The following is a 17314-nucleotide window of genomic DNA, read 5'->3' on the forward strand; positions in this document are numbered from 1 at the left end:
TGTCCATCACGGCCTTTGGTTGATCGACGTGTCTCTTGGCGGAAACACATGATCAAGCAGAGGCCGCCTTGCTGTCCGGCAAACGGCCACCCTCAGCAAGAAACGATCTTGATGGGTTAAAACTCAAGTCGAGGGGCGCGGGGAACCGCGCGACCGGCCACGACGGCGCGGCAGACACTCGACGGCATCGCGCGGCACTTCCACAAGCCTGTGGACAACTCGGGGCCTGTCGGTGCGGAGCCCTATCGTGGAGGCAGTGGTCGAGTGACCACGGGCGGGGGATCGGGCAATGGGCGGGACGGGCGGGATCAGCGAGATGCCAGTGATGACGGACCCGGGGACGACCGACAGCGAGGCGCTGGCCACGCTGCGCCGGGTCTTCGGATACGAGGCCTTCCGCGGCGAGCAGGAAGCGGTCATCGAGCACGTGGTGGCCGGCGGCGACGCGGTGGTCCTCATGCCGACCGGCGGCGGCAAGTCGCTGTGCTACCAGATCCCGTCCCTGGTCAGACCGGGCACGGGCGTGGTGGTCTCGCCGCTGATCGCGCTGATGCAGGACCAGGTGGACGCGCTGCGGGCGCTGGGCGTGCGCGCCGGGTTCATGAACTCCACGCAGGACTTCGACGAGCGCCGGGTGGTCGAGGCGGAGTTCCTCGCCGGGGAGCTGGACCTGCTGTACCTGGCGCCGGAGCGGCTGCGGCTGGACGCGACGCTGGACCTGCTCTCCCGCGGCAAGATCGCGGTCTTCGCGATCGACGAGGCGCACTGCGTGTCCCAGTGGGGCCACGACTTCCGGCCCGACTACCTCGCGCTCTCCCTGCTCGGTGAGCGCTGGCCGGACGTCCCGCGGATCGCGCTGACGGCGACCGCCACGGACGCGACGCACCAGGAGATCACGCAGCGGCTGAACATGCCGGACGCCCGGCACTTCGTGGCGAGCTTCGACCGGCCCAACATCCAGTACCGGATCGTCCCCAAGGCCGACCCCAAGAAGCAGCTGCTGAGCTTCCTGCGCGAGGAACACGCGGGGGACGCGGGCATCGTGTACTGCCTGTCGCGCAACTCGGTCGAGAAGACGGCCGAGTTCCTCTCCCGCAACGGCATCGAGGCCGTGCCGTACCACGCGGGCCTGGACGCGGGCACGCGCGCGGCGCACCAGTCCCGGTTCCTGCGCGAGGACGGCCTGGTCGTGGCGGCGACCATCGCCTTCGGCATGGGCATCGACAAGCCCGACGTCCGCTTCGTCGCCCACCTCGACCTGCCCAAGTCCGTGGAGGGCTACTACCAGGAGACGGGCCGCGCGGGCCGCGACGGACTGCCGTCCACGGCATGGATGGCGTACGGCCTCAACGACGTCATCCAGCAGCGCAAGCTGATCCAGTCCGGCGAGGGCGACGAGGCGTTCCGCCGCCGCGCCGCCGCCCACCTCGACTCCATGCTGGCGCTGTGCGAGACGGCCCGGTGCCGCCGCGGCCAGCTGCTCGCCTACTTCGGGCAGGACCCAAACCCGGCGGGCTGCGGCAACTGCGACACCTGCCTCACGCCGCCCGAGACCTGGGACGGCACGGTCGCGGCCCAGAAGGTGCTGTCGACGGTGGTGCGGCTGCAGCGGGAGCGCGGTCAGAAGTTCGGCGCGGTGCAGATCGTCGACATCCTGCTGGGCCGGCGCACGGCGAAGGTGATCCAGTTCGACCACGACCAGCTGTCCGTCTTCGGCATCGGCGAGGAGCTCACCGAGGGCGAATGGCGCGGCGTCGTACGGCAGTTGCTGGCGCAGGGACTCCTCGCGGTCGAGGGCGAGTACGGCACGCTGGTGCTGACGGAGGCCAGCGGTTCGGTGCTGCGGCGCGAGCGGGAGGTGCCGCTGCGCAAGGAGCCGAAGAAGCCGGTGACCTCGCGGTCCGCCTCGGCGGGTGCGGGCTCCGGCCGGGGCGAGCGGGGGCCCAGGGCCGCGGCGGCCGAGCTGCCCGCTGAACTGCAGCCCGCCTTCGAGGCGTTGCGCGCCTGGCGCGCCGAACAGGCCCGCGAACAGGGCGTCCCGGCGTACGTCATCTTCCACGACGCCACGCTGCGGGAGATCGCCATGGCCTGGCCCACGTCCATCGCGCAGCTCGGCGGCGTCAGCGGGGTCGGCGAGAAGAAGCTGGTGACGTACGGGGAGGGCGTCCTCGCGGTGCTGGCCTCGCTGAGCGGGGCACCCGGCACGGCTCCGGCGACGGACGGGGAGCCCGGCAGCGGCGCCCCGGGCATCGCAGGTCCCGGCAGCGGCGACCCCGGTGACGGGCACGACTGGCCGGAGATGGACGCGGAGCCGGAGCCGGACGACTGGATGTAGGGATCCCGGACGACCGGACGACCGGACGACCGGACGACCGGGCGTGAGGAGGGCGCGGCGCTCCGGGGCGGTCAGTTCAGTGCCGTGAGGCCCGGGGCGAACGCGATCAGCAGCGGCAGCAGCGGCACCAGCGCCGCCGCCGTCGTGGTGAGCGCCCGGTCCCGGCGGCCCAGCCGGGGCGGCGGCTCGAGGAGCCGGTCGACGCGCTCGCCGAGGAGGCGGTGGCTGGAGGCGCAGGACAGGACACCGCGGTGCTGGTTCAGCTCGATCAGCGCCAGCGCGGTCGTCAGGTGGCCCCACCGGCGGGAGGCGGTGTCGTCGGCGGCCAGCTCCACCAGCCGGTGGGTCTGGTCGCAGAAGTGGGCGAACAACGGCACCCGCGGGAACCCGGTGGCCAGCGCCGTCGACAGGTGCAGCAGCCAGTCGTGGCGGGCGCGCGCGTGACCGCGCTCGTGGGTGAGGACGGCGTTGAGCTGGTGGTCGGTGAGCCGGTGCAGCGCGCCGGTGGTGACGATCAGCTGGGGCGGGCTGCCCGGCATCCACCAGGCGTCCGGGTACTCGTCCTCCAGCACCAGCAGCGGCCCGCGTGCCGCTTTCCCCAGCCCGGCGGGCAGTTCGGGGGCGCGTTCCCGCAGGTGCGCACGGGCCCGGCCGCGGCGCCGGCGCGCCTCGACGAGCTCACGGGCGAGCATCGCGGTCGTCCAGGCCGCGCCGCACGCCAGCAGCAGGGTCAGGGCGGCGGCCCAGAGCGGGGCGGCGGACAGGTTGTACGCGGCGGTGACCGCGGCCGGCGCGGGCGCGAAGAGCTGGGCGCGCACGGTGCCGAAGACGGCGGCGGCGCCCAGCAGCAGGGCGGTCAGGCAGCACAGCAGGACCGTGGCCACCAGGCACTGCCACACCCACAGCGCGACCACCGGCTCCCGGTCGGGCCATCCGGCCCGCACCAGCGCACGCGGCACCGGTACGGCGGCCGTCACGGCGACGACGCTCAGCAGGAGCAGACAGACGGTCATGCCAGTGACTCCGGTTGCTGGTCGGAGGAGAGGTGCGGTGGTGTCGGCGTAGAGACCCGAAGGACGACGCGCCAGCCGCCAGTATGACGGCGGCGGACGCGGGAGTCAGGAGACGGAAACGGACGACTACGTCACGTGCCGCCACTGTCACAGATCCGCCCCCACCGCGCTCCCGGTCACCACAGCCCGGCCGCCTGCCTCACCTGGCCGCGTCACCCCGGACGGCATCGCCCCGGCCCCGTCGGGGATCACTGCCGCGGCACGACCCTCCCCGTCACCTCGCCGAGGCCCACGCGGACCCCGCCCGGTCCGGGCGCCCACGCCGACATCGTCACCACGTCCCCGTCCTCCAGGAACGTGCGCTTGCCGTCGAGGAGTTCGAGCGGATCCCGCCCGTTCCAGGTCAGCTCCAGCAGGGACCCGCGCTGCGCCGGCTCGGTCCCGCTCACCGTGCCCGAGCCGTACAGGTCGCCGGTCCGCAGCGAGGCCCCGTTGACGGTCATGTGCGCCAGCTGCTGCGCGGCCGTCCAGTACATGGTGGAGAAGGGAGGCTCGGAGACGACGTGACCGTTGATCGCGACGGAGATCCGCAGGTCGTAGCCGCCCGGCTCGTCCACGGAGCCGGAGTCGTCCAGGTAGGGCAGCAGCGGGTGGGTGCGCTCGGGCGGCGCCACCCGGGCCTCCTCCAGCGCGTCCAGCGGGGTGATCCACGCCGACACCGAGGTGGCGAAGGACTTGCCGAGGAACGGGCCGAGGGGGACGTACTCCCAGGCCTGGATGTCGCGCGCCGACCAGTCGTTGAGCAGGCACAGCCCGAAGACGTGGTCGCGGAAGTCACCGAGCGCCACCGGCCGGCCCATCCGCGACGGAACGCCCACCACGAAGCCGACCTCGGCCTCGATGTCCAGCCGGACGGACGGTCCGAAGACGGGCTCCGCGTCGCTCGGGGCCTTGCGCTGCCCCGACGGGCGGACGACGTCCGTGCCGGACACGACCACCGTGCCCGACCGGCCGTGGTAACCGATGGGCAGGTGCTTCCAGTTGGGGGTCAGCGAGTCGGCGGCGTCGGGGCGGAAGATCCGCCCGACGTTCCGCGCGTGGTTCTCGGAGGCGTAGAAGTCGACGTAGTCCGCGACCTCGAAGGGGAGGTGCAGGGTCACCGCGGACAGCGGGTGGAGGAACCGTTCGACCGTCTCCCGGTGGGCCGGCACGGTCACCCACGCGGTCAGCGCGCGGCGCACGTCCGACCAGGCGGTGCGGCCCGCGGCGAGGAGCGGGTTCAGCGAGGGCCGCGCGAGCAGGGAGGCGTACGGGGAGCCGAGCGCCACCGCCGCCGCGCCCGCGTCGAGGACGTGGTCGCCGAGGCGGACACCCACGGTCCGGTCGGCGGATCCCTCGGGCGAGAAGACACCGTAGGGAAGGTTGTGCGGGCCGAAGGGGTCGCCCTCGGGGACATCGAAGGGGGGCATGGGTGCTGCCTCACTCTCACCATGTGACGCGTGCCGTCATGTGGCCGCGCGTACCGTCATGTGGCCGCGCCACACGTTACGGCCGAGTCGCCGGTCCTGGGCAGTTGTCCCCGGCAGTGTCTGAAGAGTTCGCCATGCTCGAATTGACCCTGTGTGGGGGTTCCGCAACTGTCGTCCGGGCGCGGTGAGTCGGCGCGGCGCCCGGTCCGTATTCTCTGATCATGGCCGCACCCACCGCATACGCACTCGTCGCCACCGACCTGGACGGCACCCTGCTCCGCAGCGACGACACGCTCTCCGACCGTTCCCTCGCCGCGCTCGCGCGGGCGGCTGAGGCCGGCGCCCGGCACCTCGTCGTCACGGGCCGGCCGGCGCCGCGCGTACGGCCGCTGCTGGACGCCCTGGGCGGCGGCGGGCTCGCGGTGTGCGCGCAGGGCGCACAGGTCTACGACGCCTCGGCGGACCGCCTGCTGTGGTCCGTCACCCTGGACCGGGAACTGGCCGAGACCGCGCTCGGGAAGATAGAGGCCGAGGTCGGAGAGGTGTACGCGGCCGTCGACCAGGACGGCGTCGACGGACTCACGCTCATCGAGCCCGGCTACCTCATGCCGCACCCCACCCTGCCCGCCGTGCGGGTCGGGCGCCGCGACGATCTGTGGAGCGCGCCGATCAGCAAGGTGCTGCTGCGTCACCCCGACCTCACGGACGACGAGTTGACGGAGACGGCGCGCGCGGTGGTCGGTCCCCTCGCCACGGTCACCATGTCGGGACCCGGCACCGTCGAGCTCCAGCCGTGCGGGGTCACCAAGGCGACCGGCCTCGCGCTGGCCGCCGAGCACCTCGGCCTGGGTGCGCACCAGACGATCGCCTTCGGGGACATGCCCAACGACATCCCCATGTTCGACTGGGCCGCGCACGGCGTCGCCATGGCCAACGCCCACCCCGAACTCCGCGCCGTCGCCGACGAGGTCACCCTGTCGAACGAGGACGACGGCATCGCCGTCGTCCTCGAGCGGCTCTTCTCCGGGGCCGAGTCCGTGTCGGCTCAGTAGGCGCCGTAGACGTTGTCGATCGAACCGTAGCGCTTGGCAGCGTAGTTGCAGGCGGCGGTGATGTTCGCGACCGGGTCGTAGGGGTCGTACGCCGTGCCGGGCACGTGGTAGGCGGCGAACGTCGGGTCGATGACCTGCAGCAGGCCCTTGGAGGGGGTGCCGGCGGCGGCGTTCGAGTCCCAGTTGTTGATCGCGTTCGGGTTGCCCGAGGACTCGCGCATGACGTTGCGGTAGATGCCGTCGTAGGAGCCCGGGATGCCCTTCTGCGCCATCACGTTGAGGGAGGCCCGGATCCAGCCGTCGAGGTTGTTGGGGTAGCCGAGCGAGGCGGCGGTGACGGCGGTCGAGGTGGCCGCTGACGCCTCGGTCGCGCCGACGAGCGGCAGGGCGAGCACGGCGAGACCTGTGCCGGCGACGGCGAGTTTGCGGACGAGACGGGAATTTCTGACGCGGGGGTGCCGGGCGGCTGCAGACATGACGGTTCCTCTCCGGCGCCTGCGAGGTGAGCTGTCGGGTTCGGGCGGGAGATGCCCGGCCGCCTCGCCCTGCGGCGACGCGACTTCACCCCCAGCCGGGCCGGGACGGTGCCCGGTCCGGCGACTTACCTGGTTCCCCCGCTCCTGCCGTGCGTGAGTTCGTCGATGGGTGTTCCCGGGCGGCGGCAGGATTCGGCGTCCGCCCGACAGGCCGGGAACGTATGCGAGAGCACATGTCCGGAACAAGTGGCGGTTTCGTATGCCGGGCTTTTTGACCTTGATGTGGGGGGTATGGGGTGCTTGATCCTTTGCAGCAGCCAAGGGTCAAGTGCGTAGCGCGTAAAGGGATGTGAGGGGGTGACGCGCGGGCGGCGGCACGGGGCGGGGCGTGAGCCAACTCACGGGCATTCACAAGTGCGGCAAAACGGTCAATGAGGCCAACTCGGTTGCAATGGGCTGCCCGTGGGTCGGGGCGGTGTCGCGCCGCCGGGTTGACGCTCGGTGGGCGGCTCGGTGGGCACTTCATGGATGGACGGCGGGCGGTCCATGGATGGCTCGGCGGGTGCGGTCGGGTGCGGTCGGGTGCGGTCGGGGGTCGTCCGGGTGCCGTCCTCCCGTGCCGCCGGGAGCGTCCTGCGTGCCCACGTCAAAGAGGGGGTTCTGTGCAGTCGCTGCCGCCGGCCTCTGGTGCGCGCTCCCCCCGCCGACTGATCGGGTAAGTCTATGAATGTCTGGTCTTATCTGGTGATCGAAAACATACCGGCCGTGATCCCATACCGCCCGTGCTGGACGGGTGGGCGGCATGGGTGATCGAAAGCCGACCGGATACGCTGACTTGAGTGGGGGCAGCGACCTATCGACAAACCGTGTAATCGCCAGCAGACACCAGCAGACAGGAGACCCCTCGTGACCGTCGTCGGGCCATTCGGGCTGAGCGTGCGGGACCAGGCTCTGGAAGCCGATGTCCAGGCCGGAATGGCGGCTGTCGAGGAGGGACTGCTCGAAGCCACCAAGAGCGAGGTCCCCTTCATCACGGAGGCCGCCCAGCACCTGGTGCGGGCGGGCGGAAAGCGGTTCCGTCCGCTTCTCGTGATGCTCGCCGCCCGGTTCGGTGACCCGTACGCGCCGGGGATCGTGCCTTCGGCCGTGGTCGTGGAGCTGACCCACCTCGCGACCCTGTACCACGACGACGTCATGGACGAGGCGGCGGTGCGGCGCGGCGTGGACAGCGCGAACACGCGCTGGGGCAACTCGGTGGCGGTCCTCACCGGCGACTTCCTGTTCGCCCGCGCCTCGCACATCCTGGCCGACCTGGGGCCCGAGGCGGTCCGGGTGCAGGCCGAGGCGTTCGAGCGGCTGGTCACCGGGCAGATCCTGGAGACCGCGGGCCCGCAGGACGGCCGGGACCCGGTCGAGCACTACCTCGACGTCCTGGGCGGCAAGACGGGGTCGCTGGTGGCCGTGTCCTGCCGGTTCGGCGCGATGATGTCGGGCGCCGACGAGACGGTCGTCGACGTGCTCACCCAGTACGGGGAGCGGCTCGGCGTCGCCTTCCAGCTGGCCGACGACGTGCTGGACATCGCCTCCGACTCGCACGAGTCCGGGAAGACCCCGGGCACGGACCTGCGGGAGGGCGTCCCGACGCTGCCGGTGCTGCGGCTGCGGGAGCGGGCGGCCCGGCTGGGGCTCGCCGAGGACATCGCCCTGTGCGAGCTGCTGGACTCCGACCTGACCGACGACGCGCTCCACGCCCGGGCGCTGGCGGAGCTGCGGGCGCACCCCGCGCTGGAGCAGGCGCGGCGCGACACGGTGCGGTACGCGGAGGACGCCCGGGCGGCCCTCGCCCCGCTCCCGGAATGCGACGCGAAGGCGGCGCTGGTGCAGCTGTGCGACGCGGTGGTGCACCGCGCCGGGTGACGCCCCCCGGCCCGGCCGGACCCGAACCCGAACCCGACCCTGCCCCTTGCCGGACCGCTCGCGCAGTGGCGTACGTCACTCCGCCGCGCCGCACCCCTACGGGTAGGCGGACGCGCCGCCCCCTCGTGTCATACCCCAGACGTACACGGAGTTGGCTCCGCGGTCTGACGCTTCCTGACGGGCTGTTTGGTCAGATGGAGACCACGGAAAACACCAATCCTCACCGATTCGGGTGAGAATGGCGGCTCGGGGTGAATCATGAGTGGAGCAGCCGCCGCCGACGACGGAGGTAAGGCACACATGGCACCGTACGGATCCGACGACAGCACGATCGCCGGGGAGTCCGACGACCTGCGCGCGGGACGGCGCAAGGCCGCGCGGTATGTCGTTCCGGTCGCGGTCGTGGGGGTGGCGGCGGCGACCATCGGGCTGGTCCCCGCGCTCGCCGACTCCGGGGACCCCGACCTGCCGAAGATCAGCGCGCAGCAGCTCATCGAGAAGATCGCCGAGTCGGACGTCCAGCAGCTGTCCGGCACGGTGAAGATCAGCACCGATCTGGGGCTGCCCGACTTCGGCGGGCTGGAGAGCTCGCTGGCCTCCGGCGCCTCCGGGTCCGGCGGCGACGGTTCCTCCGCGGACCCGTCCAGCAAGCTCCCCGAACTGGTCTCCGGCACCCACACCCTGCGTGTGGCGGCCGACGGCCCCGACAAGCAGAAGCTGTCCCTGCTGGAGGACGCGGCCGAGTACAGCCTCATCCGCAACGGCAAGGACGTATGGGGCTACGACAGCAAGTCGAACGAGGTCTACCACGCGACGGACTCCGGCGCAGGCTCCTCGGCCTCCGATTCCCGCTCCGGCGGCGCGGCCCGCGAGCAGCGGCCGGAAGACCTGCCCGCCACGCCGAAGGACCTCACCGAGGAAGCCCTGAAGGCCGTCGACGACACGACCTCGGTGACCGTCGAGGGCACCGCGCAGGTCGCCGGCCGGGACGCCTACCGCCTGGTCGTCAAGCCGAAGCAGTCCGGCTCGACCGTCGGCCAGATCACCGTCGCTGTGGACGCGAAGACCGGGATGCCGCTGAAGTTCACGCTGACGCCCGCGAGCGGCGGCGCCGCGGTGGTCGACGCCGGCTTCACCCAGGTCAGCTTCGCCGCGCCGGCGGCGTCCACGTTCGACTTCACGCCTCCCAAGGGCGCGAAGGTCACCGAGGGCGGTGCGACCGGGCACGACCGGAAGGGCGACGGGGACACCGAGGGCCTCGGCCAGGACTTCGGTCTGGGCCTCGGCAAGGGCCCCGGCCAGGGCTCCGACGGGCCGAACGTCATCGGCGAGGGCTGGAACTCCGTCGCCGTCTTCGACACCGGCGGCCAGGGCGTCCCGTCCGGCTCCGGCTCCGGCTCCGGCGCCGACGGCGCCTTCGGGGGCTTCCTCGACTCGCTGGGCGACAAGGTGTCCGGCAGCTTCGGCTCGGGCACCGTCTTCAAGACCCGCCTGATCAACGCCCTGGTCACCGACGACGGCAAGGTCTACGTCGGTGCCGTGACCAAGGACGCGCTGGTGAAGGCCGCCGGCGAGGGGAAGTAACCACCGCACGGGCACGACGGATCGAGGGAGCCGATGGAGGAGACGTCCGCCGCTGAGCCGGACGCGCCCGGCGCGGGCGACGGCGTCATCGTCACCCGCGCGCTCACCAAGCGCTACCGCGGCGGGCAGCTCGCCGTCGACGGCCTGGACCTGACCGTCCCGGCGGGCAGCGTCTTCGGCTTCCTCGGTCCGAACGGCTCCGGCAAGACCACCACCATCCGCATGCTGATGGGCCTGATCGAGCCGACGTCGGGCACGGCGCACGTCCTCGGACGCCCCATGCCGCACGCCGCGCGCACCGTGCTCCCGCACGTCGGCGCCCTCATCGAGGGCCCCGCCCTGTACGGCTTCCTCTCCGGCCGCGACAACCTGCTGCGCTACGACGCCGCCGACCCGACCGCCGACCCGCGCACCCGGCGCACCCGCGTCGCGGCGGCGCTGGACCGGGTGGGGCTGACGGCGGCGGCCGGCAAGAAGGCCCGGGCGTACTCGCTGGGCACGAAGCAGCGACTCGGCCTCGCCGCCGCGCTGCTGCGCCCCCGCAGGCTGCTGGTGCTGGACGAGCCGACCAACGGCCTCGACCCGCAGGGCATGCGGGAGATCCGTTCCCTGGTGAGGGAGCTGGCGTCGGACGGCACCACCGTCTTCCTCTCCTCCCACCTCCTCGACGAGATCGAGCAGGTCTGCACGCACGCCGCGGTCATGGCGCAGGGCCGCCTGATCACGCAGGGCGCGGTGGCCGACCTGGCGGCGGGGACGCGCGGCCGCCTGGTGGTGACCACTCCCGACCCGCAGGACGCGGCCCGGGTGCTGAAGGAGCAGGGCGCCGGCGACGTCGTCGTGGCCGACGGCCGGGTCACCGCCGAGCCGCCGGACCGCGACCTCGCGGAGGTCAACGCCGCGCTGGTGACGGCCGGCGTCCGGGTCCGCGGCTTCGGCGTCGAACGGGCCTCGCTGGAGGACGCGTTCGTGGCACTGACGGGGGAGGGGTTCGATGTCGCGGGCTGAGGCCGGGAGCGTCACCGGGACGCGCACCCCGAATCCGCTGTGGTCCCTCGGCCTCTTCCGCAGCGAACTGCGCACCACCTTCCGGCGCTGGCGCACGCTGGCCCTGCTGGGCGTGCTGGCGGCCGTGCCGGTGCTGGTGGGGATCGCGGTGAAGATCGAGACGAGTGACGGCTCGGCGGTGGGGCGCGGCGGGGGCGAGGGCCCGGCGTTCATCTCGCAGATCACCAACAACGGACTGTTCCTGGTCTTCACCGCGCTGGCCGCGACGCTCCCGTTCTTCCTGCCGATGGCGATCGGCGTCGTCGCGGGCGACGCGATCGCCGGCGAGGCGAACGCGGGCACCCTGCGCTACCTCCTGGTCGCCCCCGCCGGCCGTACCCGCCTGCTGCTCACCAAGTACGCGACCGTGCTCTCGTTCTGCCTGGCCGCCACCCTCGTGGTCACCGGGTCCGCGCTGACGGTGGGCGCCCTCCTCTTCCCCCTCGGCGACCTCACGACCATCTCCGGCACGCGGATCGGCTTCGCCGAGGGCCTGGGCCGGGCCCTGCTCATCGCGCTGGTCGTCGCCGCGTCCCTGGTCGGCATGGCGGCCCTGGGCCTGTTCGTGTCGACGCTCACCAACAGCGGCATCGCGGCGATGGCGACGACGGTGGGACTGCTGATCACCGTGCAGATCCTCGACCAGATCCCCCAACTGCACGCGCTGCAGCCGTATTTCTTCTCCCACTACTGGCTGTCTTTCGCCGATCTGATGCGCGATCCGGTCTACTGGGACGACCTGGTCAAGAACCTCGGCCTGCAGGCCCTCTACGCGGCCGTGTTCGGTTCGGCAGCGTGGGCGCGGTTCACGGCGAAGGACGTCACGGCGTAGCGCCGGGGCATTGCGCGGGGCGTAGCGCCGGGGCGGGCCCGGGTCCTGGGACGAGTCTGTGACGCCGCGGTGACGCGAGAACCGGCAGCGACCGGAGAGACTCGACATCACGCGCACGACCGGATCGTGACGCCGGGGAAGCGGGCCAGACGGCGGGAGGGAGCACCATGGAACCCGAACGCGCCGTCCGCTCGACTCCCGACGCATCCGAGTGAGGGAACGATGACTCGACTCAGCCGCGAGAAGAAGCGGGAAACCCAGCGCGCCGCGGCGCCCTCCGCGGCCCTCGTGGCGCCGCCGATCGACGTCCGCGTCTCGGGTGCCGGCGCCGCCTCGGTGGGCGGCGTCCCGGTCTCCGCGCCCGCCGGCGAGGAGATCCAGAACGAGGTGCTGAACCACCTCCACCGCCTCGCCCTGGCCGCCGGGCATCCAGTGCGGGCCACGGTCCACGACGAGCGCATCGGCTACGTCGTCCACCTGGAGGTCGGCCCCGACGGCTCCAGCGGTTTCACGGGAGACCCGGTGCGGATGCCCTCGCCGGGCGGCGCGGCGGTGCGGCCGGGCGGGGAGCCACAGCCCGCGCCGGAGCAGCGCACGCGGCCGGAGGGACCGAAGGAGCCGGAGCGGCCGGAGGCTGACGCGCCCGAGCACGGCCTGCGGGTGGCCGCCGACCCCGTGCGGGACGCCGCCGTGCCGACCTTCCCGCTGCGGGCGGTTCCGGAGCCGCAGCAGCCGGGCGGGAAGGCTCCGACCTTCTCGCTGCGGGCCGTGCCGGAACCGTCGGAGGCCCTGCACGACCGGGCTCCCGGCACGGTGGCGGCCCCCACCGGCGAGTTCGGACCGCCCCCGCTGATGGACGTGGTGCCGCCGCAGGCCAAGCGTGAGCCCGAGGCCAAGCGTGAGCCCGAGGCCAAGCGTGAGCCCGAGGCCAAGCATGAGCCCGAGGCCAAGCCCGAGCCCGAGCCTTCCGGGCGTGTCGTGGGTGAGGCAGCCCCGGCCGCGCTCCAGCCCCTGTTCGTCCCCGCCGAGCCGGAACCCGAACCCAGGCCCACCCCGACCCCCGCCCGCGGCTTCGACGCCGTCGCCGAGGCCGTCCTCGACGACCGTCCGCCCGCCGTCACCACACCCCTCACGGAGCCGATCGCCCGCATCGGCGAGGCGGTCAGGTCGGGCCGTACGGACGTGGCGGCGGACCTGGCGGAACGCACGATCGCCGACGCTTCCACGACCCTGGGCCCGGAGCACCCGGAGGTCCTCCGGCTGCGCGAGCTGACCGCGTACGTCGCCTACCTGGCCGGCGACCCGGTCCGCTCGTTCCGCCTCTCCCTCGCCCTCGTCCGCATCTTCCGCACCCGCGACGCGGAGGCGGCCTACGGCAACATCCAGAGCGCGGCCACCGCCTGGCGTGCCGTGCGGGACCCGGAGCGGGGGCTGGCGCTGGGCCGCGACCTGATCGGCCTGTGGACCGAACTCGCGGCGGAGGACGGCCCGGCCGCCGACGACGTCGAGCGGCTGGAGTCGGCCCGCGCTCGCATGGGCCGCCTCACGGCCCGCGCCCGTCGCGGCGCCGAGCCGTCCGCACGCTGACGCCCGCGCGGGCGCGGGCGACCGGGTCAGTGCACGCAGAACTCGTTGCCCTCCGGGTCCGCCATCACGACCCACTCCCCGGCGGGCTCCTTCACCCGCCGCAGCACGCTCGCGCCCAGCCCCTCCAGCCGCTCGACCTCGCCGTCCCGCCGCCCGTCGCCGGGATGCAGGTCGAGGTGGAGCCGGTTCTTCCCGTTCTTCGCCTCCGGCACCCGCTGGAACAGCAGCCGCCGCCCGAGCCCGGTCCCGCTGTCCGCGTCGTAGGGATCGTCCGGATGCCGTACGGCGATCAGGTCCCGGAAGGCCGGGCGGCCGTGGTGGTCGACGGCGGCCTCGGCCGGCAGGGCGCCGAGCTGCAGCAGCCGCCGGACGAGGGCGCTGTTGTCCTCCGCCTCGTAGCCGAGTGCCGCGGCCCAGAAATCGGCCTGCGCGTGCGGATCCGCGGAGTCGACGACGAGCTTGAAGTGAACGGGTCCTGCCGGTCGAGATTCCATGTAACCACTTATACTGGTTATGTGACCGAGCGCGCGGCGGAATCGCCGGAACCGCAGGAACCGCAGCGATCACCCGGACGCCCCCGATCGCAGGACCGGCCGCCGGGCCTGACGCTGACCTCGTACGACGGCAAGCCGTACCGGTTCGACCCCGGCGCCCTGTGCCTGGAGTTGCTGACCACCGGCGGCCCCGGCGTGTTCGCGCGCTACGAGGTGCTGCACCAGCCGGCCGACCTGGCGGCCTGGGTGACCCGCAGCCGCCTCCCTGACGGTCTCGAGGTGTCCGTCAGCGACCGGGAACTGACGCGGGCGCGTACCGTCCGCGACGCCCTCTTCCGCCTCACCGCCGTCCGTGCTCACGGCCGCCGCCTCGACCCCCGGGACCTGGACGTCGTCAACGTCGCCGCGGCCGAGCCGCCGCTCGTCGCCCGCATCGCCCCGGACGGCACCCACGCCTGGGCGCCCGGCGCCACGGCCACCGCGCTGCTGTCGACCGTCGCCCGGGACGCCGTGGACCTCTTCACCGGCCCGCACGCCGACCGCATCCGCGTCTGCGACGCCCACGACTGCCATCTCCTGTTCGTGGACACCTCACGACCGGGCCGACGGAGGTGGTGCGCGATGGAGCACTGCGGCAACAGGGAGAAGGCACGGGCACACCGGAGCCGCGGGCGGGCCTGATCGGCCGGCGTTGTCGGGCGCGGGCGGTCAGGCGCCGAGCCGGACCGAGGCGGTCAGGCGTCGGCCGGGGTCGGGGCCTGGGCCGGGGCGGGCGTGTCGACGCGGGGTACGCGGACCGCGGCGCGCACTCGCCGCGCGGCGCGCCACGCGTCCCCGGTGAGCAGGCACAGCGCCAGCCACACCAGCGCGAACCCGGCCCACCGCTCCGGCGGCATCGCCTCGTGGAAGTACAGGACGCCGATCAGGAACTGGAACACCGGCGCCAGGTACTGCAGCAGCCCCAGCGTGGACAGCGGCACGCGGATCGCCGCCGCGCCGAAGCAGACCAGGGGCAGCGCGGTCACCACGCCGGTCGAGGCGAGCAGCGCCGCGTGGCCGGGACCCTGGGCCGTGAAGCTCGACGTGCCGTGTGCGGACAGCCACAGCAGATAGCCCAGGGCGGGCAGGAACTGGATCGCGGTCTCGGCGGCCAGCGACTCGACGCCGCCCAGGTTGACCTTCTTCTTCACCAGCCCGTAGGTGGCGAAGGAGAAGGCGAGGCAGAGGGAGATCCACGGCGGCCGCCCGTACCCGACGGTGAGCACGAGCACGGCCGCGAACCCGATCGCGACCGCCGCCCACTGCACGGGCCGCAGCCGCTCCTTCAACAGCAGCACGCCCATGGCGATGGTGACCAGCGGGTTGATGAAGTACCCGAGTGAGGCCTCGACGACGTGCCCGGTGTTCACCGCCCAGATGTACACGCCCCAGTTGACGGTGATGAACGCCGCGCCGATCGCGACGAGCCCCAGCCTGCGCGGCTGCCGCAGCAGTTCCCCGGCCCACGCCCAGCGCCGTACGAAGACCAGCGCGGCGCCCACGAAGAGCAGGGACCAGACCATGCGGTGGGCGAGGATCTCGACCGCGCCCGCGGGCTTGAGGAGCGGCCAGAAGAGGGGTACCAGCCCCCACATCCCATAGGCCGCGAAGCCGTTCAGCAGACCTGTGCGCCGTTCGCTCCTCGACTCCCCCGTCACGGGTACCTCCCTCTCGCCCGGTCGCACACGCGTACTGGCCTCGAAGGTAACGCCGGAGACCCCGAATGTCATACCCGTATCGTCATACGGTCATGACAAGCGGGGGTCCGGGGGTGCGGACGTACGCCTGTCGCGTCAGCCCTTGAGTGCGGCGGCGACGGCGTCGGCGAGCGGGGTGGTCGGCCGGCCGGTCAGGCGGGAGAGGTCGCCGCTGTCGACGACCAGTTCGCCCTTCTCGATGGAGGCGTCGACGCCCGCGAGGATCGCGGCGAGCGGAGCGGGCAGTCCGACGCCGGTCAGGATGCCGGAGTAGTCCTCGACGGAGACGGGACGGTACGCGATCTCCTTGCCGGTCTGCCTGCTGAGCTCGGCCGCGTACTCGGCGAAGCTCCACGCCTGGTCGCCGCCGAGCTCGTACGTCCGGTTCTCGTGCCCCTCGCCGGTCAGTACGGCGACGGCGGCGGCCGCGTAGTCGGCGCGCGCGGCGGAGGAGAGCCGGCCGTCACCGGCGGCCTGCACGACGGCGCCGTGCGCGAGCACCGGGGCGAGGTTCTCGGTGTAGTTCTCGTGGTACCAGCCGTTGCGCAGCAGCACGTAGGGAACGCCGGAGGCGACGAGCGCCTCCTCGGTGGCGCGGTGGTCGTCGGCGAGTGCGGCCGTCAGGGTGCCGGGGGCGCTGGTGTAGGCCAGCAGGGCGACGCCCGCCGCCTTCGCGGCGCCGATGACGACCTCGTGCTGCCGGACGCGGCCCTTGTCGAACTCGTTGCCCGAGATGAGCAGCACCTTGTCGCCCGCGGTGAAGAGGCCGTCGAAGGTCTCCGGGGCGTTGTAGTCGGCGACCGCGAGCCGCACGCCGCGCGCCGCGAGACCGGCGGCCTTCGCCTCGTCGCGTACGACGGCGGTGACCTGCTCGGCCGGGACCTTCTCCAGCAACTGCTCCACGACGTGACGGCCGAGGTGTCCGGTGGCTCCGGTGACGACGATGCTCATGGGTGACAACTCCTTGTGGGGGTCGGTTGCCATTGACCCTAGGCGGAGCGCTAACCATTAGAAAGTACCCACCTTGAAGTAAGGTACTTGCGTGAAAGTAAGTGACCGGGCAGCCGCCTCGTACGACATCGGTGAGGCGATGTGTCCGCACCGCCTCGTCCTGGAGCACGTGACCAGCCGCTGGGGCGTCCTGGTCCTGATCCATCTCCTCGACCGCCCGCACCGCTTCAGCGAACTGCGCCGCGCCATCGGCCGGGTGAGCGAGAAGATGCTCACCCAGACCCTCCAGACCCTGGAACGCGACGGCCTGGTCCACCGCGACGCCAAGCCGGTGATCCCGCCCCGCGTCGACTACTCCCTGACCGCCCTCGGCCGCGAGGCCGCCGAGCAGGTGCGGGCGCTCGCGGAGTGGACGGGGGAACGGATGACGGAGGTGCAGCAGGCGCGGGAGAGGTACGACGCGGCGCGGGGACGTGACTGAGCCGCCGTCGCTGTTGCCGTCGCCGCCGCCGTCTTCACCCGCGCATGAAGAGGGCCCGGACGCGCCATGGCCCATGGCGTATCCGGGCCCTCTTCCCGCGCGGAGCGGTACCTCAGCCCACCACCGTCCAGGTGTCCCCGCCCGCGAGCAGGGCGGCCAGGTCGCCCTTGCCGTTCTGCTCGATCGCGGTGTCGAGCTGGTCGGCCATCTGCGTGTCGTAGACCGGCCGCTCCACGGACCGGAACACGCCGATCGGGGTGTGGTGCAGGGTGTCGGGGTCGGCGAGGCGGGACAGGGCGAACGCGGTGGTGGGGGACGTGGAGTGCGCGTCGTGGACGAG

At 72.7% G+C, this 17314-nt stretch carries 15 protein-coding genes, 1 pseudogene and 1 riboswitch; of the genes and pseudogenes, 9 read left to right on the forward strand and 7 right to left on the reverse strand.

Annotated elements, in window-relative coordinates:
* Nucleotides 1-289: 289 nt before the first annotated feature.
* On the forward strand, nucleotides 290-2335 hold the full coding sequence (gene recQ, locus ACZ5GT_RS39835; protein ID WP_469036584.1) for a DNA helicase RecQ: 2046 nt from the start codon (nucleotides 290-292) through the stop codon (nucleotides 2333-2335).
* 71 nt (nucleotides 2336-2406) lie between these two features.
* On the opposite strand, the gene ACZ5GT_RS39840 is transcribed toward recQ, so the two are convergent.
* Together ACZ5GT_RS39840 and fahA are read right to left on the reverse strand one after the other, a co-directional pair.
* Nucleotides 2407-3348, reverse strand: coding sequence for a M56 family metallopeptidase (locus tag ACZ5GT_RS39840; RefSeq protein ID WP_469036586.1), 942 nt, complete (start codon nucleotides 3346-3348; stop codon nucleotides 2407-2409).
* Between the two features lie 248 nt (nucleotides 3349-3596).
* Nucleotides 3597-4817, reverse strand: a complete 1221-nt coding sequence (gene fahA / locus ACZ5GT_RS39845) for a fumarylacetoacetase (RefSeq protein WP_469036590.1) — start codon at nucleotides 4815-4817, stop codon at nucleotides 3597-3599.
* Nucleotides 4818-5038: 221 nt separating this feature from the next.
* Between fahA and ACZ5GT_RS39850 the strand changes: the two genes are divergently transcribed.
* Nucleotides 5039-5869, forward strand: coding sequence for an HAD family hydrolase (locus ACZ5GT_RS39850; RefSeq protein ID WP_469036594.1), 831 nt, complete (start codon nucleotides 5039-5041; stop codon nucleotides 5867-5869).
* Here the strand turns inward: ACZ5GT_RS39850 and ACZ5GT_RS39855 are convergent.
* Nucleotides 5863-6345: a transglycosylase SLT domain-containing protein gene (locus tag ACZ5GT_RS39855; RefSeq protein ID WP_469036596.1), complete on the reverse strand. Its 483-nt coding sequence runs from the start codon at nucleotides 6343-6345 to the stop codon at nucleotides 5863-5865. The genes ACZ5GT_RS39850 and ACZ5GT_RS39855 overlap by 7 nt on opposite strands.
* Nucleotide 6346: 1 nt before the next feature.
* Nucleotides 6347-6520: riboswitch (cyclic di-AMP (ydaO/yuaA leader) on the reverse strand.
* Between the two features lie 731 nt (nucleotides 6521-7251).
* Here ACZ5GT_RS39855 and ACZ5GT_RS39860 point away from each other — a divergent pair.
* The 5 genes from ACZ5GT_RS39860 to ACZ5GT_RS39880 all read left to right on the forward strand — a co-directional run bounded on the left by ACZ5GT_RS39860 (nucleotide 7252) and on the right by ACZ5GT_RS39880 (nucleotide 13312).
* Entirely contained in the window at nucleotides 7252-8262 is a 1011-nt protein-coding gene (locus ACZ5GT_RS39860; RefSeq protein ID WP_469036597.1) for a polyprenyl synthetase family protein, read from the forward strand.
* A 300-nt stretch (nucleotides 8263-8562) separates the two neighbouring features.
* Nucleotides 8563-9846, forward strand: a complete 1284-nt coding sequence (locus ACZ5GT_RS39865) for a LolA family protein (protein ID WP_469036599.1) — start codon at nucleotides 8563-8565, stop codon at nucleotides 9844-9846.
* A 33-nt stretch (nucleotides 9847-9879) separates the two neighbouring features.
* Nucleotides 9880-10854: an ABC transporter ATP-binding protein gene (locus ACZ5GT_RS39870; RefSeq protein WP_469036602.1), complete on the forward strand. Its 975-nt coding sequence runs from the start codon at nucleotides 9880-9882 to the stop codon at nucleotides 10852-10854.
* Nucleotides 10841-11725 carry an ABC transporter permease gene (locus ACZ5GT_RS39875; protein WP_469036605.1) on the forward strand — a complete coding sequence of 295 codons (885 nt, stop codon included), beginning with the start codon at nucleotides 10841-10843 and terminating at the stop codon, nucleotides 11723-11725. The genes ACZ5GT_RS39870 and ACZ5GT_RS39875 overlap by 14 nt, the downstream gene beginning before the upstream one ends.
* 222 nt (nucleotides 11726-11947) lie before the next feature.
* Nucleotides 11948-13312 carry a tetratricopeptide repeat protein gene (locus tag ACZ5GT_RS39880; RefSeq protein ID WP_469036607.1) on the forward strand — a complete coding sequence of 455 codons (1365 nt, stop codon included), beginning with the start codon at nucleotides 11948-11950 and terminating at the stop codon, nucleotides 13310-13312.
* A gap of 26 nt (nucleotides 13313-13338) precedes the next feature.
* On the opposite strand, the gene ACZ5GT_RS39885 is transcribed toward ACZ5GT_RS39880, so the two are convergent.
* Nucleotides 13339-13806 (reverse strand): VOC family protein, encoded by a 468-nt coding sequence (locus ACZ5GT_RS39885; RefSeq protein WP_469036610.1) that lies wholly within the window; start codon nucleotides 13804-13806, stop codon nucleotides 13339-13341.
* 114 nt (nucleotides 13807-13920) lie between these two features.
* Here ACZ5GT_RS39885 and ACZ5GT_RS39890 point away from each other — a divergent pair, with 114 nt between their 5' ends.
* Complete coding sequence (locus ACZ5GT_RS39890; protein WP_469036621.1) at nucleotides 13921-14487, forward strand: CGNR zinc finger domain-containing protein; 567 nt, start codon at nucleotides 13921-13923, stop codon at nucleotides 14485-14487.
* Nucleotides 14488-14540: 53 nt separating this feature from the next.
* Here ACZ5GT_RS39890 and rarD read toward each other — a convergent pair whose 3' ends face one another.
* Both rarD and ACZ5GT_RS39900 read right to left on the reverse strand, forming a co-directional pair.
* Nucleotides 14541-15503, reverse strand: coding sequence for an EamA family transporter RarD (gene rarD, locus ACZ5GT_RS39895; protein WP_469036615.1), 963 nt, complete (start codon nucleotides 15501-15503; stop codon nucleotides 14541-14543).
* Between the two features lie 135 nt (nucleotides 15504-15638).
* On the reverse strand, nucleotides 15639-16493 hold the full coding sequence (locus ACZ5GT_RS39900; RefSeq protein ID WP_469036619.1) for an SDR family oxidoreductase: 855 nt from the start codon (nucleotides 16491-16493) through the stop codon (nucleotides 15639-15641).
* A gap of 139 nt (nucleotides 16494-16632) precedes the next feature.
* Between ACZ5GT_RS39900 and ACZ5GT_RS39905 the strand changes: the two genes are divergently transcribed.
* The gene (locus tag ACZ5GT_RS39905) at nucleotides 16633-16974 is read left to right on the forward strand and encodes a winged helix-turn-helix transcriptional regulator (RefSeq protein ID WP_469036625.1); all 342 of its coding nucleotides are present in this window, start codon (nucleotides 16633-16635) and stop codon (nucleotides 16972-16974) included.
* Between the two features lie 112 nt (nucleotides 16975-17086).
* On the opposite strand, the pseudogene ACZ5GT_RS39910 reads toward ACZ5GT_RS39905, so the two are convergent.
* Nucleotides 17087-17314, reverse strand: a pseudogene (locus ACZ5GT_RS39910) (2-oxoacid:ferredoxin oxidoreductase subunit beta); the annotation flags it as partial.

Source organism: Streptomyces sp. NPDC031340, from assembly GCF_055569945.1.

Coding starts and splice junctions, on each gene's coding strand:
- ACZ5GT_RS39850 (WP_469036594.1), top strand. CDS start 5,039: ATGGCCGCACCCACCGCATACGCACTCGTCGCCACCGACCTGGACGGC.
- ACZ5GT_RS39840 (WP_469036586.1), bottom strand. CDS start 3,348: ATGACCGTCTGTCTGCTCCTGCTGAGCGTCGTCGCCGTGACGGCCGCC.
- fahA (WP_469036590.1), bottom strand. CDS start 4,817: ATGCCCCCCTTCGATGTCCCCGAGGGCGACCCCTTCGGCCCGCACAAC.
- ACZ5GT_RS39900 (WP_469036619.1), bottom strand. CDS start 16,493: ATGAGCATCGTCGTCACCGGAGCCACCGGACACCTCGGCCGTCACGTC.
- ACZ5GT_RS39865 (WP_469036599.1), top strand. CDS start 8,563: ATGGCACCGTACGGATCCGACGACAGCACGATCGCCGGGGAGTCCGAC.
- recQ (WP_469036584.1), top strand. CDS start 290: ATGGGCGGGACGGGCGGGATCAGCGAGATGCCAGTGATGACGGACCCG.
- ACZ5GT_RS39905 (WP_469036625.1), top strand. CDS start 16,633: ATGTGTCCGCACCGCCTCGTCCTGGAGCACGTGACCAGCCGCTGGGGC.
- ACZ5GT_RS39880 (WP_469036607.1), top strand. CDS start 11,948: ATGACTCGACTCAGCCGCGAGAAGAAGCGGGAAACCCAGCGCGCCGCG.
- ACZ5GT_RS39870 (WP_469036602.1), top strand. CDS start 9,880: ATGGAGGAGACGTCCGCCGCTGAGCCGGACGCGCCCGGCGCGGGCGAC.
- ACZ5GT_RS39885 (WP_469036610.1), bottom strand. CDS start 13,806: ATGGAATCTCGACCGGCAGGACCCGTTCACTTCAAGCTCGTCGTCGAC.
- ACZ5GT_RS39875 (WP_469036605.1), top strand. CDS start 10,841: ATGTCGCGGGCTGAGGCCGGGAGCGTCACCGGGACGCGCACCCCGAAT.
- ACZ5GT_RS39855 (WP_469036596.1), bottom strand. CDS start 6,345: ATGTCTGCAGCCGCCCGGCACCCCCGCGTCAGAAATTCCCGTCTCGTC.